Origin of the sequence: Streptomyces sp. R302 (assembly GCF_012927245.1) — a bacterium.
Taxonomy (GTDB): domain Bacteria; phylum Actinomycetota; class Actinomycetes; order Streptomycetales; family Streptomycetaceae; genus Streptomyces.
On record NZ_JABBGE010000013.1, the window covers coordinates 89,178 to 112,373 of the forward strand.

Genomic DNA, 23,196 nt, shown 5'->3' on the forward strand with positions numbered 1-23,196 from the left:
AGGAGTCTCAGCATCATGGACCTCATCCTCCGCGCCGAGGGCGTGGACTTCTTCTACGGAGAACAACAGGCCGTCAGCGGCGCCGACTTCTCGCTCGCGCGCGGCGAGGTGGCGGCGATCATGGGCAGCAGCGGCTCCGGGAAGTCCTCGCTGCTGTACTGCCTCGCCGGTGTCCTGCCGCCGGCGAGCGGCACGGTCGCCTTCGACGGGGTGCCGTTGTCCTCGCTGTCCGACGCCGACCTGAGCGCCTTACGCCGGGAGCGGATCGGATTCGTCTTCCAGTACGGGGAGTTGCTCGACGAACTGACCGTGGAGGAGAACGCGGCCCTGCCGCTCCGCCTGGCAGGGATCGCGAAGGACCGGGCGCACGCCGCGGCCGCCCGCGTCCTCGGCCGCTTGGGCATGGGCGACGTGCTCCGCCGCCGGGCGTCGAAGCTGTCGAGCGGGCAGCGCCAGCGGATCGCCGTCGCGCGGGCGCTCGTCCACCAGCCCGACGTGGTCTTCGCGGACGAGCCGACCGGAGCTCTCGACAGCGCCGACGCCCAGGCGGTTCTGGGGGAGTTCCTGCGTCTCGCGCGCGAGCTGGACACCGCGGTGGTGGTCGTCACCCACGACCCGGACGTGGCCGCGCACGCCGACACCCAGTACGTGATGGTGGACGGCGTCCTCGCCCAGCGGGTGGCGGCGTGAGCCCCTTCCTTCTGGGACTGCGCCTGCTGTGGGGCAGTGGGCGCAGGGGGCGTGCGCGCTTTCTGCTGATGGCGTCTACCAGAAGTTCCTCGACCCGTACGGTTCGAGGCCGTTCCGGCGGATCTTCCTCGCCCGCGCGGGACCGGGCCCGGTCCCCCGCCCGCCGGGGGTCGCGGCGTTCCCCGGCCCCGGGGAGGGCGTCGTCTCGCCCGTGCTCCGTGACGTCCTCGCGGCGAATCCCGGTGTCTCGGGCTTCGTTCCCGGCCGGGTGACCGGCACCATCGGAGCGGCAGGCTTCGGCGGTCCCGACGAGCTCTACGCCTATGTCGGCACCGCTCCGGACAAGCTGACCGCGCCGCACGCGCTCGAACGCTTCGGGGGGGGAGGGGGGACGGACGGCTCCACGAGGAGGTCGTCGACGAGGGGACCCTGAGCATCCTGCGGTTCACCCTCGGGTGCATCGTCCTCCTTCCGCTCGTCGTCTCCCTCTCCGTCCGCGCGCCTCTCCGGGGAGTCCCGGGCACGGCGGCCGGCGGCGCTGCGGTCGCGGCGGCGTGCGTCGGGGCGGTGCTCGGGCTCGTCGCGTACCTCGGGGTCGACGAGGTCATGGCACGGGTCGGGCTCCCGGGGTTCCAGTGGTATCCGGCGGACGGGCGGCCCGAGTGGTCGACCGCGGCGGTGTGCCTGGTCGGGTGCCCCGCGCCGGCCTGGATCGTCGGGTTGTTCGGGGCCCGGCGGGCCGCGCTCTCGCCGATCGCGGTGCGCCGGACGGCGGAGCGCCGGCCGCCGCGGAAAGGGGGGACGCTGCTACTGCGCGATGAGCGTCCTGGGGAAGGACCCGTCCGGCGGGTCCGCCGCCTCCACCCTCGTGCCGGCCGCCGTGCTGCCGACCGGTGCGGGGCTCGTCTTCGGACTGCCGCCCGTCATCGCGTGGCTCGCGCGGCGGACCGCCGCCGTCTCCAGGTCCCTGCCGCTGACGCTGGCGATGCGGCGTTCGGAGGTGGATCCGGGCTCCTCGCTGCGGGTGGTCACCGGGCTCGTGCTGCTGGTCTTCGGTGCCTCGCTCACGCCGGGCGTGCTCCTGAGCGAGCTCAACGGCTGCCGGACGTGCGGGCCCATCTGACCGCGTACAGCTCGTGGAGCCCGCCCGGCGAACCCGGCGGCATCGGCCTCGACGTGGTCGTCGGCACGTGCGAGCAGGCGGCCAGGGCCGCGATCTCGCTGCGCGGCTACGCGGCTGCGTGGGCGGCGAGGTCATGCGGCTCCGCGGTCCGCTCCCGCCGACCGCGTACGACCCGAAGCCCGGCGACCGTTTCCCGTTCGCCCTTCAGGACGGACGGAAGGTCGTCCTCGCCGTGCCGGAGGTCGGCGTGGAGAGGGACGCGTATCAGCCTTCCGTCCTCCGGCCCGACACCCTGCTCGTGCCGCCCTCGATGGCGCCAGCGGGCCTTGCGGCGGGGGCAGGTGGTGGCGTTGGGGTTGTTGGGGGCTCGGGCGGGGACTTTGCGGGGGCCTCCGGGTTGATGGTGCGGCGGCATGTGGATCCGGGACTTGTTCGGCGGGATTGAGGTTTTTCCTGTGGGGGGGCGATGAGTTCGGGGAGGGAGCGGGGTCATTCTTGGTGCGTATGCGTTCCGCCCGGTTCCGTTCCGCTCGGTTCCGTTCGGTTCCGTTCCGTTCCACTCATTCGGAGGTCGTCTTGTCCACCAGCCCCGCGCCCAAGGGTCCCGCCAGCTACTTCCCCTCCATCGAGAAGAAGTACGGGCGGCCCGTGTCCGAGTGGTTCGAGGTGATCCGCTCCTCGCCGCTCGACAAGCACATGGAGCTCGTCGCGTGGCTGAAGGGCGAGCACGGTCTCGGGCACGGGCACGCCAACGCTCTGGTGGCTCATGTGCGGGCCGAGGACGGGAAGTAGGCCGTCGGGCCGGCTATCAGGCCGGCCGTCAGGCGAACTGGCCGGGGACGTAGTCGCCGGCCGGCGTCTGCGCCATGATGTTGAGGCGGTTGAAGGCGTTGATGATGGCGATCAGGGAGGCCAGGGCGGCGAGCTGCTCCTCGTCGTAGTGCTTGGCCGCGTTCTCCCAGGCCGCCTCGGTGACGCCGGTGTGGTGGTCGGCGAGGCGGGTGCCCTGCTCGGTGAGTTCGAGGGCCGCGCGCTCGGCCTCCGTGTAGACCTTGGCCTCGCGCCAGGCGGCGACCATGTGGAGGCGCTGGGCCGTCTCGCCGGCCGCGGTGGCGTCCTTGGTGTGCATGTCGAGGCAGAAGCCGCAGCCGTTGATCTGGCTCGCGCGGATCTTCACCAGTTCCTGGGTGCTGTGCGGGATCACGGCGTCGGAGATCGCGAGGCCGGCCGAGGCGAGGTGCCGGACGACCTTGGCGGCGACGGGGCTGGCGAAGAGGTTGAGGCGCGCGTCCATGTCGTTCTCCTTGGTGAGTTCGGGGTTCTCCGTGGGCTTTCATTGGTTTGACGGAGGGCGGGGGATGGATGTGACGGGGGTGGATGTGGCGTACGTCACCAGGACGTTCGTGCGTGGGGGTGTCCGGCTGTCCGTGCGCGACTGGGGCGGCGACGGGGTGGGCGTACTGCTGCTCCACGGGCTCGCCGGGCACTGCGGGGAGTGGGACGGGCTCGCCCGGTCGCTGCGCCGGGACGGGTACCGGGTGCTCGCGCTCGACCAGCGGGGGCACGGGGGGAGCGAGCGGACGCCGGCGGATGTGTCCCGGAGGGCGTACGTCGACGATGTGCTCGGGGTCGTGGAGGAGTTCGGGGGCCGTGGGCGGGGGTTCGTGCTCGTCGGGCAGTCCTATGGGGGGCATGCCGCGCTGCTCGCCGCCGCCCGGCGGCATCCCCGGGTCGCCGGGGCCGTCCTGGTCGAGGCCGGGCCCGCCGGGTCCACGCCCGAGGAGGTGGCGGGGGTCGCGGGATGGCTGCGGGGGTGGCCCGTGCCCTTCGCGAGCCGGGAGGCGGCCGTCGCGTACTTCGGCGGCGGGGCCGTCGGGGAGGGGTGGGCCGCCGGGCTCGAACAGCGGGACGGGGGGTGGTGGCCCCGGTTCGACGCCGGGGTGCTGGCCGCCTCGCTCGACGAGAACGCCGTCCGTTCCTGGTGGGAGGAGTGGGACGCCGTCGACGTACCGCTGCTCGCGGTGCTCGGGCAGCACGGGATCATCGACGCGGCGCAGTGGGACGGGATGGCGCGGCGGCAGCCCGTACGCCTGCGCGGCGTCTGCCTGCCGGGGGCCGGGCACGACGTGCATCTGGAGCGGCCCGGGGAGGTGTACGGGGCGGTCGGGGCGTTCCTGAGCGAGGTCGGTCGCGGCGGCCGGCAGCGCCGGTAGCGCCGGGGGTCCCGGGGCTTGCGCTGGAGTCCGCTCCAACTCCTAGGGTGCGGCGCATGCGCTATCGGATACTCGGCGGGACCGGGATCGAAGTCAGCAGCTACTGCCTCGGCACCATGATGTTCGGGGCCGTCGGCAACCCCGACCATCAGGACGCCGTACGGATCATCCACTCCGCCCTCGACCGGGGCGTCAACTTCGTCGACACCGCCGACATGTACTCGGCGGGCGAGTCCGAGGAGATCGTCGGGAAGGCGCTGCGCGACCCGCGCCGCCGGGACGAGACCGTGCTCGCGTCGAAGGTGTACTTCCCCGTGGGCGGGGACGGGCCCGGGCGGGGCGGGCTGTCGCGGCGGTGGATCGTGCGGGCCGTCGAGGCCAGCCTGGCGCGGCTCGGGACGGACCGGATCGACCTGTACCAGGTGCACCGGCCCGACCACAGGACCGACATCGAGGAGACCCTCGACGTCCTCGGCGACCTCGTCTCTCAGGGAAAGATCCGGGCCTTCGGCTGCTCGACCTTCCCGGCCGAGCGGATCGTCGAGGCGCACGCGGTCGCCGAGCGGCGCGGGCTGCGGCGGTTCCGGACCGAGCAGCCGCCGTACTCGCTGCTCGCGCGCGGGGTGGAGACCGCGGTGCTGCCGGTGGCGCAGCGGTACGGGATGGGCGTCCTGACGTGGGCACCGCTCGCCTCCGGGTACCTCTCGGGGGCGTACCGGAAGGGGCGCGCGGTGGACATGACGCGCGGGCGGGCGGCGATCACCCCGCACCGCTTCGACCCCGCGCTCCCCGAGAACGCGGCGAAGCTCGACCTCGTCGAGGAACTCGCCCTGCTCGCCGAGGAGATCGGTTGCTCGCTGCCCGAGCTCGCGATCGCCTTCGCCGCCGCGCACCCGGCCGTCACCTCGGTGATCCTCGGGCCCCGGACGATGGAGCAGCTGGACGGGCTGCTGAAGGGCGCCTCGCTCGTGCTCGACGACGCGGTGCTCGACCGTATCGACGCGATCGTGCCGCCGGGGACGGACGCCTACCGAGCCGACGGCGTCTGGCGGCCGCCGTCCCTCACCGAACCGGCGCTGCGGCGGCGGCCGTTGGAGGAGCGGGCCGCGTCCGACGGCTGACGGCTGGGCGTCTCAGGGGGTGAACTGCTCGGTGCCCACCACCGCGAGGAGGGCCAAGCGGTCGGCGGTGTCCGTGCCGGGCGGCGGGGTGAAGAAGACCAGGCGCTGTTCGCCCGCCGGGGCGAGCAGCACCTGGCAGTCCAGGTCGACCGGGCCGATGACGGGGTGCTCGACGCGCATCCGGCTGTGGCGGCGGACGGCGACCTCGTGCTCGGCCCACAGCTCCGCGAACTCCTCGCTTGCGGCGCGGAGCCGTTCCACCAGGCGGGTCGAGGCCGGGTCGGCGCCGCGGCGGCCGTAGGCGGCGCGCAGGTCGGCGACGTGGAGCCGGCTGTAGTACGCGTGCTCCTCCCGCGGGTACGCCGTACGGGCGTCGGGGTCGGCGAACCAGCGCCACACGACGTTCCGCCCGTGCTCCGAGACCGTGCAGACGCCGCCGAGGAGGGCGCGGGCCGGGGCGTTCTGGGCGAGGACGTCGCCGAGGTCGCTCAGGATCTGCGCGGGGGTCGTCGGGAGCTGGTCGAGGAGGTGCAGCAGGCCGGGGGCGACGTGCTCGCCCGCGACGGCTCCGGCCGGCGGGCGGTGTCCCGCCAGCAGGTGGAGGTGGTCGCGCTCGTCGGCGTCCAGGCGCAGCGCGCGGGCGAGGGCGGCGAGCATCGGCGGCGAGGGCTGCGGGCCGCGGGCCTGCTCCAGGCGGATGTAGTAGTCCGCGGACATGCCCGCCAGCTGGGCCACCTCCTCGCGGCGCAGGCCCGGTGTGCGGCGGCGCGGGCCGGCCGGGAGGCCCACGTCCTTCGGGGCGACCCGCTCGCGGCGGCGGCGCAGGAAGTCCGCGAGTTCGCGGCGGTCGATCGTCGTGGCCATGACGATCATCCTGCCGGAGGGGCGGCGGCCGAGACAGGGACCGGCGATCCCAGGGTGAGGAGGGCTCTCCCGGTGGGTTCCGTACGGCGGCATCGTCCTGGGTGTCGGCCGAACGGCCCGAGCGGCCCTCATCGCAGGACCGAACGGCCCGAGCGGCCCGAACGGCCCGAACGGCCCGAACCGTCCTCATCTCAGGAAGCAGCCATCATGACCACGAGCACCGCCCCCACCACCCTCTCCGCCGCCACCCTCTCCGCCTCGACCGTCTCCGTCGGTGGCGCCCGCGTCCACTACGACGTCCACGCCGGTACCGCCTCCTCCCGGCCCGCCCTGCTGCTCGTGCACGGCACCGGGTCGGGCGGCGCCGTCGTCAACTGGGGGCAGACCGCGGGCCGTTTCACGCCGTCCCGGACCGTGATCACGCCCGATCTCTCGGGCGCCGACCGGACCGTCGACGACGGCGGGGCGCTGACCGTCGAAGGGCTCGCGGCGCAGGTGGTCGCGGTGATCGAGGACGCCGGCGGCCGGCCCGTGGATCTGCTCGGGTTCTCGATGGGGGCGCCGGTCGCGGCGGCCGTGGCCGCGCTGCGGCCTGATCTGGTCAACCGGCTGATCCTGGTGGCAGGTTGGGCGTACACCGAGGGCGACGAGTACCTGCGGAACCTGTTCACGCTGTGGGAGCGGCTGGGCGAGCACGACCCGGCGGGCTTCGGGCGGATCGTGGCGATGACCGGCTTCAGCCGGGGGTTCCTCAACGCGATCGGCCGCGAGGGCGTCGAGGCGCTGGTCCCCAACATGCCGCCCACGCCCGGGACCCTGCGGCACGTCGCGCTCGACCTGGGGGTGGACGTACGGGCGCTGCTGCCCCGGATCACCGCGCCGACGCTGGTGGTCGGCTGCACCCGGGACGCGACCGTGCCGGTGGAGAACAGCCGGGAGCTGGCGGCGGCGATCGGCGGCAGCGCGTACGCGGAGATCGACGCGGGGCACGTGGTGTTCTTCGAGAAGGAGGACGAGTTCGTGCGGACGGTGACGGACTTCCTGGACGCGTGAGGGGCCCCTCGTCCTAGTGGTACCGGCCCACGCCCGGGACGCCCAGGTCCGAGAGGCCGTCGAGGACGAGGTCCACGCCGACCGCGGCGAGCAGCAGGCCGAGGAGCCGGCCGAGGAGTTCGATGGTGGCGTGGTGGGTGCGGCGCAGGATCCGGGCGAGCAGCAGGACGCAGAGGAGGTCGAGCGCGATGACCGCCATGTAGGCGCCGACGACGGTGGAGCGCCAGCCGAGCGAGGTGCGGGCGGCGCCCTCGATGAGCAGGGCCGTCATGGCGAGGGGGCTGACGACGTACGGCATGAGCAGTTCGCGTACGCCGCTGACGGTGTCGGGCGAGTCGTCGTGCGGGCCGTCGGAGCCGAGGTGCATGCCGAGGACGAGGCCGACGGCGTAGATGAAGAAGATGACGCCGCCCGCGAGCTGGAGGGCGGGGGTGCTGATGTGGAAGAGGTCGAGCAGCCACGGCGCGGTGCCGCCGGTGACGATGCCGACGACGACCGCCGCGGCGGAGGAGAGCAGGGCGATGGTGCGGAGCTGCCGGACCGGGTGGGACTGGGCGAGGCCGGCGAAGGCGAGGAGCACCTTCGGCGGTCCGATGACGGAGAAGAACGTGATGAACGCGGCGGAGAAGGTGAAGGACTGCACAGCGGACATCATGGGGCGGTCGGGTGATTCCGGATGGATTTCGGCATTCCGCCCGCGCGGTGTCGAGATCCGGGGGTCGGTTCCGACCCACCTTCGAGAGAGGTTCACACGACACGCACGTACGGAGGACACCATGAAGTACCTCGTGATGGTCCAGGGCTCGCACGCCGACTACGAGGCGATGTCCGGGCGCGGCTCGGCGCACAGCCCGGCCTGGGACAAGGAGTCCCTGACGACGATGTTCGACTTCATGAACACGCTCAACAAGGAGCTGCTCGAAAGCGGCGAGATGCTCGACGGGCAGGGCCTGGCCGACCCGGGCGAGACCCGGCACGTCTCCCTGGACGCCGAAGGCCGCCCGGTCGTGACGGACGGCCCGTACGCCGAGACCAAGGAGGTCCTGGCCGGCTACTGGGTCCTGGAGTGCGAGAGCCTCGACCGGGTCACGGAGATCGCCGCCCGCGTCGCCCGCTGCCCCCAGCCCGCGGGCGCCCCGGAATACCCGGTCGTCATCCGCCGCATCGACGAGACGGGGCCGGCCCAGGACTGAGGCGGCCGCCCTTCCCGGCCCGAGCCCCGACGGCGAGGGCCGGGTGCGGGCCCGGGGGAATGGTTGGGGTGGGTGTCATCCTTGGGGGTGATGGGTCCCCGTGGTGGGGGTCGGGCTGCCCCCCTGGGGTGTGTGCTGAGGAGTGGTTGTGGAACTCGATCTCGCGGGTGCGGAGCTCAAGGCCGTGCTGAACCGGCTGCGCCGGGCGCAGGGCCAGATCTCCGGGGTGATCCGGATGATCGAGGAGGGGCGCGACTGCGAGGAGGTCGTGACGCAGCTGGCGGCGGCCTCGCGGGCGCTGGACCGGGCCGGGTTCGCGATCATCGCGACGGGGCTCCAGCAGTGCCTGACCGAGATGGAGAACGGGAAGCGGGACGGCGAGGACCCGGACAAGATGCGGGCCCGGCTGGAGAAGCTGTTCCTGTCGTTGGCCTGAGAGGCCTCATGGCCGCATGTGCCTTCTGTGCGTGCCGCATTCGCCGCATCCGTGGAGCGGAGCGCGCCCCGGGGACTTCGTCCGCCGGGGCGCGCTCTTTTCGCTTCCTCGTGCCGGTCAGTCGACCGCCAGGCCCTTGAGGCGCTTGGTGATCGTGGTGAGGCGGGTGCCCTGGTAGCGGGCGGCGGCCAGGACGTTCTCGGCGGGGGCGCCGTTGGCGGCGGGGTGGGCGGTGCCGTAGGGGTTGCCGCCGGCGCCGTAGACGGCCGGGTCCGTGAAGCCGGGGGAGACGATGACCGAGCCCCAGTGGTGGAAGGTGTTGTAGAGGGCGAGCAGCGTGGACTCGTTGCCGCCGTGGAGGTTGTGCGCGCTGGTGAAGGCGGTGGCGGGCTTGTCCGCCAGGACGCCGCGCTGCCACAGGCCGCCGGTGGTGTCGACGAACTGCTTGAGCTGGGCCGCCACGTTCCCGAAGCGGGTCGGCGAGCCGAGCGCGTACGCGTCCGCCCACTCCAGGTCGTCGAGGGTGGCGACCTCGACGCCGGCGGTGGCCTCGACGTGGGCGCGCCAGGCCGGGTTGGCGTCGATCGCGGCGTCCGGCGCCAGCTCGGGCACGCGGCGCAGGCGCACCTCGGCGCCGGCCTTCTCCGCGCCCTCGGCGACCGCCTGGGCGAGCTGGTGCACGGCACCGGTGGACGAGTAGTAGACGACGGCGACCTTGACGGACATGGCTGGCTCCTCGTGGCGGATAAGTGGATTTCTTTCCGTTTCACTTTTCTCCAGCTAAGCGGATAGCCATCCGGTTCGCAAGGGGGGCGGGTATGCTCGAAGGACAGGACCATCGACGACGGGGGCGCGACGAAGGGCAGGAACGGGCCGATGAGCACGAGAACACCGGGCACGCCGGGAGCCGACGGCGACGGACCCGCACGGCTGCTCACCGTGCTGCCGACCGCCTCCGCCTCCGCCACCGCCACCGGGCCGCACGCCGGCCCCGGCACCGGCTCCGCGCCCGTCTCCGAGCGCGCCGACGCCGCCCGCAACCGCCGCCGGATCCTCGACGCCGCCGCCCGGATCGTCGCCGAGCAGGGCCCCGACGCCGTCACCATGAACCAGGTCGCCCACGCCAGCGGCATCGGCGTCGGCACCGTCTACCGCCGCTTCGGCGACGTCTCCCAGCTGCTGTGGGCGCTCCTCGACGACCGCGAGCGGCAGTTCCAGGAGGCGTACATGAGCGGGCCGCCGCCGCTCGGCCCCGGCGCCCCCGCCGGCGAGCGGCTCGACGCCTTCCTCGACGCGCTCGTCGACCGCGTCGCCGAACAGCGCCCCCTCCTGCTCGCCGCGCACTCCGCCGCGCCCCGCGCCCGCTACCACAGCGGCGCCTACCAGGTCATGCACACGCACGTGGCGATGCTGCTCTCCCGGTTCCGGCCCGGCGGCGACTCCGCCCTCCTCGCCCACCTCCTCCTGGCGCCCTTCTCGCCCGACCTGATGCACCACCTCTCGGTGGAGCAGGCGCTGCCCGCCGAGCGCGTCAAGGCGGGCGTACGGGAGCTGCTCGCCCTCCGGGCGTAAGGGGGAGGCAGGAGGGGGAGGCAGGAGCGGATGCAGTGGGGGGAGGCAGGAGGGGAAAGCGGGAGCGGAAGGCAGGAGGGGGAGGCGCGGGGCGGGCGTGCTCCCGTCCAGTCCTCGGAACGCCCCTGGACCCACGTGGTCGCGCGCCTCACCATCGCCGCATGACCACCACGCCGAAGACCTTCCTCATCCTCCACGGCTTCGAGAACCACCGGCCCGTCGGCCACTGGCAGCACTGGCTCGCCGGTGAGCTGCGGGACCGCGGGCACGAGGTCCGCTATCCGCAGCTGCCCGAGCCGGACGCGCCCGTCCTCGACGACTGGCTCGCGGCCCTGGAGGAGCACGGGAAGCGGCCGGCCGAGGGCGAGTTCGTCGTCCTCGCGCACAGCCTGTCCGTGCTGCTCTGGCTGCGGGCCGGCGGACGGCGGCCCGAGGCCGACCGGGTGCTGCTCGTCGCCCCGCCCTCCCCCGGCGTCACCGCCGGCATCCCGGAGATCGCCGCGTTCGCCGAGAGGCTCGACCTCACCGAGGAGGGGGTGACGGCCCGACTCGTGTACGGCGACGGGGACGGGTACTGCCCCGAGGGCGCCGACCTGCACTACGGCACCCCGCTCGGCCTGGACCTCGACCTCGTCGCGGGCGGCGGCCACCTCACCCCCGACAGCGGCTTCGGGCCCTGGCCCGCCGTGCTGCGCTGGTGCGAAAACCCCGAGACCCGGATCACCGGCGCCGAGTAGCGTCGGGCGGATGCGATCCGACGCCCCTCCCCCGCCGACATCCGCCGCCCCGGCCCCTGCACCGGCACCGGCACCGGCACCGGCACCTACCCCCGTCCCGTACGAGAGCGGGCTGCTCGACGTCGGGGACGGCAACCGCGTCCACTACGAGGTGCACGGGAACCCGGACGGCAAGCCCGCGCTCGTCGTGCACGGCGGGCCGGGCTCCGGGTCCTCCCCCACCGCGCCCCGGCTCTTCGACCCGGGGAAGTACCGGATCGTCCAGTTCGACCAGCGCGGCTGCGGGCGGTCCCTGCCGCACGCGAGCGACCCGGCCGCCGACCTCTCCGTGAACACCACCGCCCACCTGGTGGCCGACATGGAGCGGCTCCGCGTCCACCTGGGGATCGACCGCTGGCTGCTGTACGGCGGCTCCTGGGGCTCGACGCTGATCCTGGCGTACGCGGAGGCGCACCCGGAGCGGGTGAGCGAGATCGTCATCGCCGCCGTCACCACCACCCGGCGCTCCGAGACGGCCTGGCTGTACGAGGGTGTCGGCCGGTTCTTCCCCGAGGCGCACGAGCGGTTCCGGGTCGGCGTGGACGGCGCGGAGGACCTGGTGGGGGCGTACGCGGCCCGGATGAACCACCCCGACCGGGCCGTCCGGGAGCGGGCGGCGGCCGACTGGTGCGCCTGGGAGGACGCCGTGCTGTCCATGGAGGGCATGGGGACCCCTTACACCGACCGCGTCGACGACACCCGGCTCGGCTTCGTCCGGATCTGCTCGCACTACTTCGCCCACGGCGCCTTCCTGGAGGAGGGCGCCCTGATCAGGGACGCGCACCGGCTCGCCGGCATCCCCGGCGTGCTGGTCCACGGGCGGCTCGACATGGGCGGGCCGCTCACCACCGCCTGGGAGCTCTCCCGCGCCTGGCCGGACGCCGAGCTCCACGTCGTCGAACAGGCCGGTCACCTCGGCGGCGGCGAGACCCGGCGGCTGATCGTCGAGGCCCTGGAGCGGTTCGCGGACGCCTGAGCCAGGAGGACGCCGCCCCGTACCGGGGGGGGAGCCTCCGCCAGGCGCCGCGACCCGCCCGGCGGGATCATCGGAACATGAGCCCAGAGATCCACCTCGCCCAGCAGCCCGAGGCCGACGCGCTCCTCGGGCGGTCACCGCTCGCCGCGCTCGTCGGGATGCTGCTCGACCAGCAGGTCCCGATGGAATGGGCCTTCTCCGGCCCGTACACCATCGCCGGGCGCATGGGCCGGGACGACCTGGACGCGCACGAGATCGCCGCCCAGGACCCCGAGGCCTTCGCCGCGCTGCTCTCGGAGAAGCCGGCCGTGCACCGCTACCCGGGGTCCATGGCGCAGAGGATCCAGCAGCTGTGCCGGTACCTCGTCGAGGAGTACGACGGCGATGCCGAGGCCGTCTGGCGTACCGCGGACAGCGGCGAGGAGCTGCTCGCCCGGCTCCAGGCACTGCCCGGCTTCGGGAAGCAGAAGGCGCAGATCTTCCTCGCCCTCCTCGGCAAGCGGTACGACGTGCGGCCCACGGGCTGGCGGGAGGCGGCCGGCCCGTACGGCGAGCAGGGCGCGTACCGCTCGGCCGCCGACATCACCGGCCCCGCCTCGCTCGCGAAGGTCCGCGCCCACAAGCAGGAGATGAAGGCGGCCGCCAAAGCGGCGAAAGCCGCCAAGGACCCCAAAGCCGCCAATGCCAGCAAGGCCGCCAATGCCAGCAAATCTTCCGGGAATTAAGAATTCCAGATGTCAATCCTGTTCAAGCTGACATGAATTGCGGCGGACGTGTTCACAGAATGCCCTCCCGGTGGCTAACTTCCCCTCAACCTCGTCCCCATCGGGAAGGACTCCTGTGAACTCAACCCAGCGTCGTACCGCGGCCATCCTCGCCGCGGCGGCCCTCGCCACCCCCCTGGTCCTCGCCTCTCCGGCCACCGCCGTGAAGGACCCCGCCGCCGCGCCCGCCCGGGACGCCGCGAAGCTGGCGAAGAAGCTGGTCCGGGAGACCACCGGCGAGGACGCCTTCAGGCACCTGCAGAAGTTCCAGGCGATAGCCGACTCGGCCGGCGGCCACCGCGCGGCCGGCTCCCTCGGCCACGACGCCTCGGCCGCGTACGTGTACGCGCAGCTCAAGAAGGCCGGCTACAACGTCTCGTACGAGAAGTTCGACTTCGTCTACACCGAGACCCTCGCCGAGAAGGCCACCGTCCTCGGTGACGCTCCCCGCGCGCTCGACGTCCGGGCGATGACCTACACCGAGTCCACCCCGGTCGGCGGCATCACCGCCGAGCTGGCCGCCGCCCCGCTCGACGCCGACGGCTCGGTCGGCTGCGAGCCGGGCGACTTCGCCGCCGGCGCCTTCACCGGCAAGATCGCCCTGATCAAGCGCGGTGTGTGCCCCTTCGCGACCAAGCAGGCGAACGCCGCCGCGGCCGGCGCCGTCGGCGCGATCGTCTTCAACAACACCGCGGGCCTGCTCTCCGGCACCCTCGGCGCCGCCGACGCCGGCAAGGTCCCGACCGCCGGCATCTCCCAGGCCGAGGGCGAGCAGCTCCTCGCCGACCTCGCCAAGGGCCCGGTGAACCTCTCCTACGAGATCCGCCAGCTCAAGGAGAAGCGCTCCACCAACAACGTCATCGCGGAGACCAAGGGCGGCAACGCCGCCAACACCGTGATGCTCGGCTCGCACCTCGACTCCGTCACCGCCGGCCCCGGCATCAACGACAACGGCTCCGGCTCCGCCGGTCTCCTCCAGACCGCCCTGGAGCTCGCCCAGTCGAAGGAGAAGGTCCGCAACAAGGTCCGCTTCGCCTGGTGGTCCGCGGAGGAGAACGGCCTCCTCGGCTCCGAGCACTACGTCGCCAACCTGACGGCGCTCGACAAGAAGGAGATCAAGCTCTACCTCAACTTCGACATGATCGCCTCGCCGAACTACGGCCTGTTCGTGTACGACGGCGACGACTCGGACGGCGTCGGCCAGGGCGCGGGCCCCGAGGGCTCCGCGCAGCTGGAGCGCGACATCACCGACTTCATGGACCGGCGCGGACTCCCGCACGAGGGCACCGACTTCAGCGGCCGCTCCGACTACGGCCCGTTCATCAAGGCCGGCATCCCCTCCGGCGGCACCTTCACCGGCGCCGAGGGCATCAAGACCCCTGCCCAGGCCGCCAAGTTCGGCGGTGAGGCGGGCGTCGCCTACGACGTGAACTACCACGCCGAGGGCGACGACATCACCAACATCAACCGCGAGGCCTTCGACGCCAACATCGACGTCATCGCCAACGCCGTCGGCACCTACGCCCACGACATCTCCTCGCTGCGCCGGCCGGTCGTCTCCACGCCGACCACGGGCGAGGGCAGCGACGGCGGCCTGCACGACGACCACCACGAGGTCACCGAGTAGACCCCCCCCCACACCGCCTCACCTGCGGCGGCGGGCCGTCCCGAAGAGCGAGCGGCTGATCTCCCGGCCCAGCTGGGTGCCGATCGAGCGCGCGAGGGACTTGAACATCCCGCTGCCGACGACCTGTTCGACGAGCGAGGGCTCCTCTTCGGGAGCCCTCGCTTCCGTCTTCGCCCCCGTCTTCGCCTCCGTCTCCACCTTCGGCTCCGCCGTGCGCGCCGCCTCGGCCGCCTCGGCCGCCGCCAGGCGCTCGTACGCCGACTCCCGGTCCACCGCCTGCGCGTACCGCCCGTACAGCGGCGAGCCCTTCACCGCCGCGTCCAGCGCGGCCGGGTCGACCGGCCCCATCAGCGACTCCGGCGCCCGCAGCCGGGTCGCCGCCACCGGGGTCGGCGCACCCCGCTCACTGAGTACGGTGACCACCGCCTCGCCCGTACCCAGCGAGGTCAGCACCTCCTCCAGGTCGTACGCCGACTCCGGGAAGGTCCGCACCGTCGCCTTCAGGGCCTTGGCGTCGTCCGGAGTGAAGGCGCGCAGCGCGTGCTGCACCCGGTTGCCGAGCTGGGCGAGGACGTCCGCCGGCACGTCCTTCGGGGTCTGGGTCACGAAGAAGACGCCGACGCCCTTGGAGCGGATCAGCCGCACCGTCTGCGTGATCGACTCCAGGAAGGCCTTCGACGCCCCGTTGAAGAGGAGGTGGGCCTCGTCGAAGAAGAAGACCAGCTTCGGCTTCTCCAGGTCCCCGACCTCCGGCAGGTCGTGGAAGAGGTCCGCGAGCAGCCACATCAGGAAGGTCGAGAAGAGCTGCGGCTGCTGCTGCACGGCCGGCAGCTCCAGGACCGAGACGGTGCCCCGCCCGTCCGGCGCCGTCCTCAGGAACTCGGCGGTGTCGAACTCCGGCTCCCCGAAGAAGCCGCCCGCGCCCTGCTGCTCGAAGGTGGTCAGGGCGCGCAGGATGACCCCGGCGGTCACCGTCGAGAGGACGCCGATCCCCTTCAGCTCGGGCTTGCCGACGTCCGAGACGAGGAAGGCGACCACCGCGCGCAGGTCCTTGAGGTCCACCAGCTCCAGGCCCTTGGCGTCGGCGTAGTGGAAGATCAGGCCGAGGGACTGCTCCTGCGTCCGGTTCAGCTGGAGCACCTTGGAGAGCAGCACCGGGCCGAAGCCGGTGACCGTCGCCCGGATCGGGATGCCGGTGCCGAGGCCGCCGAGGCCGTAGAACGCGCAGGGGAAGCCCGTGGGCGTCCACTCCTGGCCGACCTGCGCGGCCCGCTCCCGTACCTTCGCGCCGTCCTCGCCGGGGGCGGAGACGCCCGAGACGTCGCCCTTGACGTCGGCGAGGAAGACCGGGACGCCCTGGGCGGAGAGCTGCTCGGCGATCAGCTGGAGGGTCTTGGTCTTGCCGGTGCCGGTGGCGCCGGCGACGAGACCGTGCCGGTTGAGGACGGGGAGCGGGATCCGTACGGACGCGTCCGGGTGACAGGTCCCGTCCCACAGCACGGCGCCCAGGTCGAGCGCGGGGCCCTCGAAGGCGTACCCGGCCGCGATCTCCGCGACGGGACCGGGAAGGACGGCCCGGTCCGGCGTGCTCCGATCCGAGGTGACCTGGTCCGGCGCTGCCCGGTCCGACGTGCTCCGGTCCAAGGTGACCTGGTCCGGCGCTGCCCGGTCCGACGTGCTCCGGTCCAAGGTGACCTGGTCCGGCGCTGCCCGGTCCGACGTGCTCCGGTCCAAGGTGGCCTGGTCCGGCGCTGCCCGGTCCGAGGTGGCCCGGTCCGACGCGACCCCGTCCGAGGTGGCCCGGTCCGGGGCGACCCCGTCCGACGTCACCCGCACCGGCGTGACTCCGTCCGACGCGACCCCGTCCGACGTCACCCGGTCCGACGCAACCCCGCCCGACGTCACCCCGTCCGACGCAACCCCGCCCGACGTGACTCCGTCCGGCGCGCCCCCGCCCGACGTCACCCGCTCCGGCGCGGCGCCGTCCGGCGCGGCGCCGTCCGACGCGGCGCCGTCCGACGCGACCGGCTTCGGCGTGACCCGTTCCGGCCCGGCCCGCTCCGGCTCCTGCTGCTCCGCCTCGCCCATGCGGCACCCCAATGTCGCTTATGTCGTGGTCTGTGACAGCATCCCATCGGCTCCGCGTGGCTGCGCCGGGGACCGCTCGCCCGGTAGGCTTTCCGTGTGATCTTCAAGCGCATCGGAAACGGCCGACCGTATCCCGACCACGGCCGGGAAAGCACCCGGCAGTGGGCGGACGTCGCCCCGCGCCCGGTCCGCCTCGACCAGCTCGTCACCACCAAGGGCCAGCTGGACCTGGAGACCCTGCTCGCCGAGGACTCCACCTTCTACGGCGACCTCTTCGCGCACGTCGTGAAGTGGCAGGGCGACCTGTACCTCGAGGACGGACTGCACCGCGCCGTCCGCGCGGCCCTGCAGCAGCGCCAGGTGCTCCACGCGCGCGTGCTCGAACTGGACTGACGTCACCGCCGGAGGCCCCGCGCTGATCCTTTCGAGGGCAGTTCGCGCCCATCCGGCCGTGATCACATGATCATCAAGTAGGCATCGCGCGCGGGCGGCATTACGCTGCGTTCATGAGCATGCTCACTCCCCCCGGCATGGGCGGAAAGTACCGCATCACGGGGGATGTCTACCCGCGCATGCGCCGACCCCACCGCCGGCGCAGGATCGTCCTGGCCTCGGCCGCCGCGGTGGTCGTGCTCGGCGCGGCCGGCTGGGGCACGCTCCAGCTCGTCGACGTCTTCTCCGGCGACGACACCCGGAAGACCACCGCCGGCAAGCAGACCGACTGCAAGCCCGCGCCCACCCTCACCCCCAGCGCCACGGCCGCGGCGAAGCCGCCGAAGCCCGCGCAGGTCACGGTGAACGTCTACAACGCGACCCCGCGCAAGGGGCTCGCCAAGGCCACCGCCGACGAGCTCAAGAAGCGCGGCTTCACCATCGGCAAGATCGGGAACGCGTCCGCCGCCTACGACAAGAAGGTCCCCGGCACCGGCATCCTGCTCGGCGCCCCGACGGCCACCAAGGGCGCCTTCGCCGTCCTCGGCACCCAGCTCACCGGCGCCACGACGAAGGTCGACGCCCGCACCACGGCGGACGTCGACCTGATCATCGGTACGGCCTTCAAGAACCTGTCGCCCAAGGCGACGGCGGACGCGGCGCTCGTGGCCCTCGACAAGCCGAAGCCGGTCCCGGCCGCCCGCTGCTGAGCGCTGCGGGGGGCTCCAGCGCCCCCTTGCGGGACCTACTCGGCGGCGCCGTACATGCGGTCACCGGCGTCGCCCAGCCCCGGGACGATGTAGCCGGCCTCGTTGAGCCGCTCGTCGACCGAGGCCGTCACGACCGTCACCGGCGTGCCCGCGAGCTCGCGCTCCATGACCTCGACGCCCTCCGGGGCGGCGAGCAGCACCACGGCCGTCACGTCGTCCGCGCCGCGCCGGATCAGCTCCTGGATCGCCGCGACCAGCGTGCCGCCGGTCGCCAGCATCGGGTCGAGCACGTACACCTGGCGGCCCGAGAGGTCCTCCGGCATCCGGGTGGCGTAGGTCGACGCCTCCAGCGTCTCCTCGTTGCGGATCATGCCCAGGAAGCCGACCTCGGCCGTCGGGAGCAGCCGCACCATGCCGTCGAGCATGCCGAGCCCGGCGCGCAGGATCGGGACGACCAGCGGACGCGGGTACGACAGCTTCACGCCGGTCGTCGGCGTCACGGGGGTCTCGATGTCGACCCGCTCGGTCCGCACGTCCCTGGTCGCCTCGTAGGCGAGCAGGGTGACCAGCTCGTCGGCGAGCCGGCGGAAGGTCGGGGAGTCCGTGCGCTTGTCGCGCAGGGTGGTGAGCTTGTGGGCGACCAGCGGGTGATCGACGACGTGGAGACGCATGGCTCAACAGTAGCCCGCCGCACACCGGCACCGGCCCACCACTGGCACCGACCCGCACCGCTGCGGCAAGGTGGGGGCACAGGGACCCAGTGATGGGGTGGTGTGGCCGATGCCCGACCCGAAGAACACATCCGGCCAGGTCCGGGGCGACACGGAGCCCCGGACGCCGGAGCCACAGCCGGAGACCGGCACGGAGACCGACGCGGAGCGCCGCAGGCGCCGCGCCCAGTTCCTCCGCGAGCTCGGCGAGGCGAAGGCGCTGCGCGACCGGGTCCAGCCCCGGCGCGCCCGGGCGGCCCGGATGAGACAGGCGATGCGGATGCGCACCTTCCGTTGGTGAGGCCCCTGGCCACGGTCGACGCGCCCCCTCCGTGCGCCGGGGTCGTACGCCCACCCGAACGCGGTGTGGTTCAGACTGATGCACGACGCAAGAGCCGAAGACCTCTCCTGAGGCCGTCGTTTCTGTCACGATGCCGATTGGGCGGGGCTCAGGAGCGCGCCGCCGGATCATCACACCTCTGATCAGTGGGAGAGTCAGGTGTACTTCGCCGCACTGCTCGCGCGCACCGAAGACGGGTGGGAAGCGAGCGATACGGAGCTCGACGACGTGGAGACGCTGGCGGACCTGGCCGATCTGGCCCGTGAGGCGGCGGCCGACGAAGGAGAGACCGTCCTCGTCTTCATCGAGCAGGAGGACGCATGGTTCGGCGTCGTCCGCGTCGACGGAGAGGACGACCCCCGGGTCTACGTCTCCCACGCGGCGGCCGCGGCCCGCTCCTCGTACGGGGAGATCCTCACCTCGGAACTGCTCGGCGACGACGACCCGGACAGCGAGCTGGACGAGCTCGACGCGCTCGCGGACCTGGACGGCACCGAGGACGGCGAGCCGGAGCACACCACCGACGGGAACGAGGACGACGCCTCCGCCGGCAGCGCCGGCATCGCGCCGGCCGGCCCGCTCGGCGAGGGCCGGATCCTCGCCGACCTCGGCATGCCGGAGCGGACCCTGCTCGGACTGACCGAGGACGCCCTCGGGGAGATCGCCGACGCGATCGGCGCCTCCGAGATCCTGGAGGCCGTCCGCTAGTGCCGACCGCGATACCCGGCCCCGTGCCGGACTCCTGGCGGGACGCCATGCGTCTCGCCCTCGCCGAGGCCGACGCGGCCGTGCCGGCCGGTGACGTACCGGTCGGCGCGGTCGTACTCTCCCCGTCCGGCGAGGTCCTCTCCCGCGGCCACAACGAGCGGGAGGCGACCGGCGATCCGACCGCCCACGCCGAACTCCTGGCGCTGCGCCGGGCCGCCGCCGCCACCGGCGAGTGGCGGCTGACCGGCTGCACCCTCGTGGTGACCCTGGAGCCCTGCGTGATGTGCGCGGGCGCGCTCGTCCAGTCCCGCGTCGAACGGGTCGTCTACGGCGCCGACGACGAGAAGGCGGGCGCCGCCGGCTCCCTCTGGGACCTCGTCCGCGACCGCCGCCTCAACCACCGTCCGGAGGTCGTCCGCGGGGTGCTCGGCGAGGAGTGCGCGGAGCTGCTGACCTCCTTCTTCCGCACCCGCTGAGCTGCGCGGGGATACGGATTTCTTGGCTGGGCGACTTTGGGCTAAGCTCTCTCTCGGTAGCGTGTCCGAGCGGCCGAAGGAGCTCGCCTCGAAAGCGAGTGTGGCGCAAGTCACCGAGGGTTCAAATCCCTCCGCTACCGCCACTACGAAGGGCCCGACGCGAAAGCGCCGGGCCCTTCGGCGTTCCCGCGTACGGCGTTCCCACGGACGGCGTTCCCGCGTACGGACACGGCGAAGGGCCCCGGCGCACCGCCGGGGCCCTTCCCGCACTCATGAGGACGGGGGGAGCGGCATCGGGGGGACAAGCCGCTCCCCCCGATGAGAACCGGTCCGGCAAGCCCTGCGCCGCAGTCAGGGGGAAGCTCGCGGCGCGGGCCCCGCAGTGCGGGCCGGTTCCATGTGCCCCGCGGATTCCTGCCAGATCCGCCGGGCTCGACATCCATCCTGCTCCGCGTACACCCGTCCGGGGGACGGCGAAAGACCCCGAACGCAGGGCCCTTGGTCCATAAAGGCTCGGTTAGAGTGGCGACCGCCCAGGCGGGGTCACGGTACGGGGAGGGGAGGGGCCGATGTCCCAGGCGAGGAAAGTCGCGGTCTACGCGTTCGGGGTCTTCATCCTGTACGCGATCATCACCGCCCCCGACCGCTCCGCCGAGCTCGTCCAGATAGGCTTCGAGGGCCTTTCCGGCGCCGCCAAGGGTGTCGGCGAGTTCATGACCGAACTCATCAATTAGGAGCCCGCCATGATCCGCCATCTGGTCCTCTTCAAGCTCGACGAGGGTGTCGAGCGGGACGACCCGCGCGTCGTCGCCGGCGTCGAGGCCTTCCGTGCGCTGGGCGGGCAGATCCCCGAGCTGCGCTTCTGGGAGTGCGACTGGAACGTGTCGGAGCGGCCGATCGCCTACGACTTCGCGATCAACTCGGCCGTGGAGGACCTGGAGGCGCTCCAGCGGTACCTCGACCACCCGGCGCACCAGGCGGGCGTCGCGCTCTGGCGCGAGTTCTCCACCTGGGTGATCGCGGACTACCCCTTCTAGGTCCCCCTCAGGGCCGTTCGGCCCCGTACGTCTCCGAGACCCCCCGCCGTCCGGGCGGGGGGTCTCGCGCGTTTCCGCCCATCACGCCTCTGGCCTTCGCTTTTTGCTCCACCATGCCTTCAACACGTCGTTATGCGGTGCTTGCACACAGTGGACATGTCTTGTGATGCTATGACCGCTTTTGACGGATGAGTTGACCGTAGTTGAAAGACCAGTCGACCAGCTACACCAGCCAAAGGGGTGGCGTGAACGTGCCGGCCAGTACAGCGCCTCAGGTCCCGCCCCAGCACGAGGGGGGCGAAGCCCCGGAGACCCCCCGGCCCCGGGACCGGAGCAGCCGCGGCGCCGACACCAGGGCGCTCACCCAGGTGCTCTTCGGGCAGCTCAAGAACATGGAGCCGGGCACCCCCGAGCACGACCGGGTGCGCGGGGCGCTCATCGAGGCCAATCTGCCGCTCGTGCGGTACGCGGCGGCCCGCTTCCGCTCGCGCAACGAGCCGATGGAGGACGTCGTCCAGGTCGGCACCATCGGCCTGATCAACGCGATCGACCGCTTCGACCCGGACCGGGGCGTGCAGTTCCCGACCTTCGCCATGCCGACCGTGGTCGGCGAGATCAAGCGGTACTTCCGCGACAACGTCCGCACCGTGCACGTACCGCGCCGGCTCCACGAGCTGTGGGTGCAGGTGAACGGCGCCACCGAGGACCTGACGACGGCTCACGGCCGCTCCCCCACCACCGCCGAGATCGCCGAGCGGCTGCGGATCGGCGAGGACGAGGTGCTCGCCTGCATCGAGGCCGGACGGTCGTACCACGCCACCTCCCTGGAGGCGGCGCAGGAGGGCGACGGGCTGCCAGGACTGCTCGACCGGCTCGGTTACGAGGACCCCGCGCTCGCCGGCGTCGAGCACCGCGACCTGGTCCGGCACCTGCTCGTCCAGCTGCCCGAGCGGGAGCAGCGGATCCTGATGCTGCGCTACTACAGCAACTTGACGCAATCTCAGATCAGCCAGGAGCTCGGGGTCTCGCAGATGCACGTGTCAAGGCTCCTCGCCCGCAGCTTCGCCCGGTTGAGATCCGCAAACAGAATCGAGGCATGACCGGAACGGGTAGACCGGTTCGGAGCAGTTCCGCGGCGCCCCAATTGCCGTACACCCCTTGTTTCCTGCGGATATGCGCCCTCTCCTTGTCGACAAGTCACTACAGCGTGTTGCCGACATGTGACATTCTGCTGGGGACGCGTTTGCCGCAGCCCCACGGCCGGTATTGAGGTGGAAGCTGCGTTCCTCCGATGGTCGCGGCCCCACCGCGACCGTCCGCGACCTCAAGGGGGTGGCATGTCCGCAGAACAGGGCAGCTCGAAGGTGCTCACGCTCACGCCCGTTCCGGTCCTCGTGTCCGAGCCGGTACCCACGCAGACGACGGCGACGACCGCGGCCGAGAGCGAAGCGCTCCTCCCCCCGCCGCCCGCCGTCGCCCCGGCAGCCCTCGACACCCGCACCCTTTCCCGCTCTCTGTTCCTACGGCTGCGCGCCCTCGACGCCGTGGGCGCCGCGGCCGACAGCCCGGAGCGCACCTACGTCCGCGACACCCTCATCGAGCTGAACCTCCCGCTCGTGCGGTACGCGGCGGCCCGCTTCCGCTCGCGCAACGAGCCGATGGAGGACATCGTCCAGGTCGGCACCATCGGCCTGATCAAGGCGATCGACCGCTTCGACTGCGAACGGGGCGTGGAGTTCCCGACGTTCGCGATGCCGACGGTCGTCGGCGAGATCAAGCGCTTCTTCCGCGACACCTCGTGGTCGGTGCGCGTCCCGCGCCGGCTCCAGGAGCTGCGGCTCGCGCTCACCAAGGCCAGCGACGAGCTCGCGCAGAAGCTCGACCGCTCGCCGACCGTGCCCGAACTCGCCGCCGTGCTCGGGGTGTCGGAGGAGGACGTCGTCGACGGCCTCGCGGTGGGCAACGCGTACACGGCCTCCTCGCTCGACTCCCCGTCCCCGGAGGACGACGGCGGCGAGGGCTCCCTCGCGGACCGCCTCGGCTACGAGGACGCGGCCCTGGAGGGCGTCGAGTACCGCGAGTCGCTGAAGCCGCTGCTCGCCAAACTCCCGCCCCGGGAGCGGCAGATCATCATGCTCCGCTTCTTCGCGAACATGACCCAGTCGCAGATCGGCGAGGAGGTCGGCATCTCGCAGATGCACGTCTCGCGCCTGCTCACCCGTACGCTCGCGCAGCTTCGCGAGGGCCTGATCTCCGACTGACTTCCGCAAAGAGGCTTCCTGTTGAC

The 23,196-nt window shown here is 72.6% G+C and carries 29 protein-coding genes and 1 tRNA gene; 24 read left to right on the forward strand and 6 right to left on the reverse strand.

Translation table 11 applies throughout. The features are described 5' to 3' along the window. The first annotated feature begins 15 nt into the window (after positions 1–15). The 4 genes from HHL19_RS32365 (at position 16) to HHL19_RS32380 (ending at position 2,605) form a co-directional block, all read left to right on the forward strand. The gene (locus tag HHL19_RS32365) at positions 16–690 is read left to right on the forward strand and encodes an ABC transporter ATP-binding protein (protein WP_169093945.1); all 675 of its coding nucleotides are present in this window, start codon (positions 16–18) and stop codon (positions 688–690) included. A gap of 28 nt (positions 691–718) precedes the next feature. Continuing rightward, a complete protein-coding gene (locus HHL19_RS32370) occupies positions 719–1,123 on the forward strand; it encodes a hypothetical protein (protein WP_169093946.1) in 405 nt (134 codons plus the stop codon). 384 nt (positions 1,124–1,507) lie between these two features. Continuing rightward, on the forward strand, positions 1,508–1,813 hold the full coding sequence (locus HHL19_RS32375; RefSeq protein ID WP_169093947.1) for a hypothetical protein: 306 nt from the start codon (positions 1,508–1,510) through the stop codon (positions 1,811–1,813). A 576-nt stretch (positions 1,814–2,389) separates the two neighbouring features. Next, positions 2,390–2,605, forward strand: coding sequence for a DUF4287 domain-containing protein (locus tag HHL19_RS32380; protein ID WP_240982018.1), 216 nt, complete (start codon positions 2,390–2,392; stop codon positions 2,603–2,605). Between the two features lie 28 nt (positions 2,606–2,633). Here HHL19_RS32380 and HHL19_RS32385 read toward each other — a convergent pair whose 3' ends face one another. Then, the gene (locus tag HHL19_RS32385) at positions 2,634–3,107 is read right to left on the reverse strand and encodes a carboxymuconolactone decarboxylase family protein (protein WP_169093949.1); all 474 of its coding nucleotides are present in this window, start codon (positions 3,105–3,107) and stop codon (positions 2,634–2,636) included. 64 nt (positions 3,108–3,171) lie between these two features. Here HHL19_RS32385 and HHL19_RS32390 point away from each other — a divergent pair, with 64 nt between their 5' ends. Next, positions 3,172–4,026: an alpha/beta hydrolase gene (locus HHL19_RS32390; RefSeq protein WP_169093950.1), complete on the forward strand. Its 855-nt coding sequence runs from the start codon at positions 3,172–3,174 to the stop codon at positions 4,024–4,026. 56 nt (positions 4,027–4,082) lie between these two features. Continuing rightward, positions 4,083–5,147 (forward strand): aldo/keto reductase, encoded by a 1,065-nt coding sequence (locus tag HHL19_RS32395; RefSeq protein ID WP_169093951.1) that lies wholly within the window; start codon positions 4,083–4,085, stop codon positions 5,145–5,147. A 12-nt stretch (positions 5,148–5,159) separates the two neighbouring features. Here the strand turns inward: HHL19_RS32395 and HHL19_RS32400 are convergent, their stop codons facing one another. After that, positions 5,160–6,011: a helix-turn-helix transcriptional regulator gene (locus HHL19_RS32400; RefSeq protein ID WP_240982019.1), complete on the reverse strand. Its 852-nt coding sequence runs from the start codon at positions 6,009–6,011 to the stop codon at positions 5,160–5,162. 207 nt (positions 6,012–6,218) lie between these two features. On the opposite strand from HHL19_RS32400, the gene HHL19_RS32405 reads away from it, so the two are divergent. Continuing rightward, on the forward strand, positions 6,219–7,064 hold the full coding sequence (locus HHL19_RS32405; RefSeq protein WP_169093953.1) for an alpha/beta hydrolase: 846 nt from the start codon (positions 6,219–6,221) through the stop codon (positions 7,062–7,064). 13 nt (positions 7,065–7,077) lie between these two features. Here the strand turns inward: HHL19_RS32405 and HHL19_RS32410 are convergent, their stop codons facing one another. Next, positions 7,078–7,716, reverse strand: coding sequence for a MarC family protein (locus HHL19_RS32410; RefSeq protein WP_206325637.1), 639 nt, complete (start codon positions 7,714–7,716; stop codon positions 7,078–7,080). 124 nt (positions 7,717–7,840) lie between these two features. Between HHL19_RS32410 and HHL19_RS32415 the strand changes: the two genes are divergently transcribed. Together HHL19_RS32415 and HHL19_RS32420 are read left to right on the forward strand one after the other, a co-directional pair. Continuing rightward, positions 7,841–8,257, forward strand: coding sequence for a YciI family protein (locus tag HHL19_RS32415; RefSeq protein ID WP_169093955.1), 417 nt, complete (start codon positions 7,841–7,843; stop codon positions 8,255–8,257). A gap of 148 nt (positions 8,258–8,405) precedes the next feature. Continuing rightward, complete coding sequence (locus tag HHL19_RS32420) at positions 8,406–8,693, forward strand: metal-sensitive transcriptional regulator (protein WP_043224790.1); 288 nt, start codon at positions 8,406–8,408, stop codon at positions 8,691–8,693. 117 nt (positions 8,694–8,810) lie between these two features. Here HHL19_RS32420 and wrbA read toward each other — a convergent pair whose 3' ends face one another. Then, positions 8,811–9,419 (reverse strand): NAD(P)H:quinone oxidoreductase, encoded by a 609-nt coding sequence (gene wrbA / locus HHL19_RS32425; protein ID WP_169093956.1) that lies wholly within the window; start codon positions 9,417–9,419, stop codon positions 8,811–8,813. 150 nt (positions 9,420–9,569) lie between these two features. On the opposite strand from wrbA, the gene HHL19_RS32430 reads away from it, so the two are divergent. The 5 genes from HHL19_RS32430 to HHL19_RS32450 all read left to right on the forward strand — a co-directional run bounded on the left by HHL19_RS32430 (position 9,570) and on the right by HHL19_RS32450 (position 14,408). Further along, positions 9,570–10,265 carry a TetR/AcrR family transcriptional regulator gene (locus HHL19_RS32430; protein WP_169093957.1) on the forward strand — a complete coding sequence of 232 codons (696 nt, stop codon included), beginning with the start codon at positions 9,570–9,572 and terminating at the stop codon, positions 10,263–10,265. A 161-nt stretch (positions 10,266–10,426) separates the two neighbouring features. Continuing rightward, positions 10,427–11,002 carry an alpha/beta hydrolase gene (locus HHL19_RS32435; protein ID WP_169093958.1) on the forward strand — a complete coding sequence of 192 codons (576 nt, stop codon included), beginning with the start codon at positions 10,427–10,429 and terminating at the stop codon, positions 11,000–11,002. A 10-nt stretch (positions 11,003–11,012) separates the two neighbouring features. Beyond that, on the forward strand, positions 11,013–12,017 hold the full coding sequence (gene pip / locus HHL19_RS32440) for a prolyl aminopeptidase (RefSeq protein ID WP_169093959.1): 1,005 nt from the start codon (positions 11,013–11,015) through the stop codon (positions 12,015–12,017). Between the two features lie 77 nt (positions 12,018–12,094). Beyond that, entirely contained in the window at positions 12,095–12,742 is a 648-nt protein-coding gene (locus tag HHL19_RS32445) for an HhH-GPD-type base excision DNA repair protein (RefSeq protein WP_169093960.1), read from the forward strand. A gap of 115 nt (positions 12,743–12,857) precedes the next feature. Continuing rightward, the gene (locus HHL19_RS32450) at positions 12,858–14,408 is read left to right on the forward strand and encodes a M28 family metallopeptidase (protein WP_169093961.1); all 1,551 of its coding nucleotides are present in this window, start codon (positions 12,858–12,860) and stop codon (positions 14,406–14,408) included. An 18-nt stretch (positions 14,409–14,426) separates the two neighbouring features. Here HHL19_RS32450 and HHL19_RS32455 read toward each other — a convergent pair whose 3' ends face one another. Next, on the reverse strand, positions 14,427–15,956 hold the full coding sequence (locus tag HHL19_RS32455) for a helicase HerA-like domain-containing protein (protein ID WP_346768508.1): 1,530 nt from the start codon (positions 15,954–15,956) through the stop codon (positions 14,427–14,429). 636 nt (positions 15,957–16,592) lie between these two features. Between HHL19_RS32455 and HHL19_RS32460 the strand changes: the two genes are divergently transcribed. Then, positions 16,593–16,889, forward strand: coding sequence for a type II toxin-antitoxin system VapB family antitoxin (locus HHL19_RS32460; protein ID WP_003999914.1), 297 nt, complete (start codon positions 16,593–16,595; stop codon positions 16,887–16,889). A 113-nt stretch (positions 16,890–17,002) separates the two neighbouring features. Then, complete coding sequence (locus HHL19_RS32465; protein ID WP_169093963.1) at positions 17,003–17,638, forward strand: LytR C-terminal domain-containing protein; 636 nt, start codon at positions 17,003–17,005, stop codon at positions 17,636–17,638. A gap of 35 nt (positions 17,639–17,673) precedes the next feature. Here the strand turns inward: HHL19_RS32465 and upp are convergent, their stop codons facing one another. Continuing rightward, entirely contained in the window at positions 17,674–18,309 is a 636-nt protein-coding gene (gene upp / locus HHL19_RS32470) for a uracil phosphoribosyltransferase (RefSeq protein ID WP_169093964.1), read from the reverse strand. Positions 18,310–18,418: 109 nt separating this feature from the next. Between upp and HHL19_RS32475 the strand changes: the two genes are divergently transcribed. The 8 genes from HHL19_RS32475 to HHL19_RS32510 all read left to right on the forward strand — a co-directional run bounded on the left by HHL19_RS32475 (position 18,419) and on the right by HHL19_RS32510 (position 23,170). Further along, positions 18,419–18,649, forward strand: a complete 231-nt coding sequence (locus tag HHL19_RS32475; protein ID WP_169093965.1) for a hypothetical protein — start codon at positions 18,419–18,421, stop codon at positions 18,647–18,649. 198 nt (positions 18,650–18,847) lie between these two features. After that, the gene (locus HHL19_RS32480; protein WP_169093966.1) at positions 18,848–19,396 is read left to right on the forward strand and encodes a hypothetical protein; all 549 of its coding nucleotides are present in this window, start codon (positions 18,848–18,850) and stop codon (positions 19,394–19,396) included. Beyond that, positions 19,396–19,872: a tRNA adenosine(34) deaminase TadA gene (gene tadA / locus HHL19_RS32485; RefSeq protein ID WP_346768503.1), complete on the forward strand. Its 477-nt coding sequence runs from the start codon at positions 19,396–19,398 to the stop codon at positions 19,870–19,872. Before HHL19_RS32480 ends, tadA begins: the two co-directional genes overlap by 1 nt. A 55-nt stretch (positions 19,873–19,927) precedes the next feature. Continuing rightward, positions 19,928–20,015: transfer RNA gene (locus tag HHL19_RS32490), tRNA-Ser, on the forward strand. Positions 20,016–20,441: 426 nt separating this feature from the next. Further along, entirely contained in the window at positions 20,442–20,606 is a 165-nt protein-coding gene (locus HHL19_RS32495; protein ID WP_169093967.1) for a hypothetical protein, read from the forward strand. 9 nt (positions 20,607–20,615) lie between these two features. Next, the gene (locus HHL19_RS32500; protein WP_169093968.1) at positions 20,616–20,909 is read left to right on the forward strand and encodes a Dabb family protein; all 294 of its coding nucleotides are present in this window, start codon (positions 20,616–20,618) and stop codon (positions 20,907–20,909) included. A gap of 251 nt (positions 20,910–21,160) precedes the next feature. Further along, the gene (locus HHL19_RS32505) at positions 21,161–22,009 is read left to right on the forward strand and encodes an RNA polymerase sigma factor SigF (RefSeq protein ID WP_169093969.1); all 849 of its coding nucleotides are present in this window, start codon (positions 21,161–21,163) and stop codon (positions 22,007–22,009) included. A 237-nt stretch (positions 22,010–22,246) separates the two neighbouring features. Continuing rightward, positions 22,247–23,170: an RNA polymerase sigma factor SigF gene (locus tag HHL19_RS32510; protein WP_206325617.1), complete on the forward strand. Its 924-nt coding sequence runs from the start codon at positions 22,247–22,249 to the stop codon at positions 23,168–23,170. The last annotated feature ends 26 nt before the right edge of the window (positions 23,171–23,196 follow it).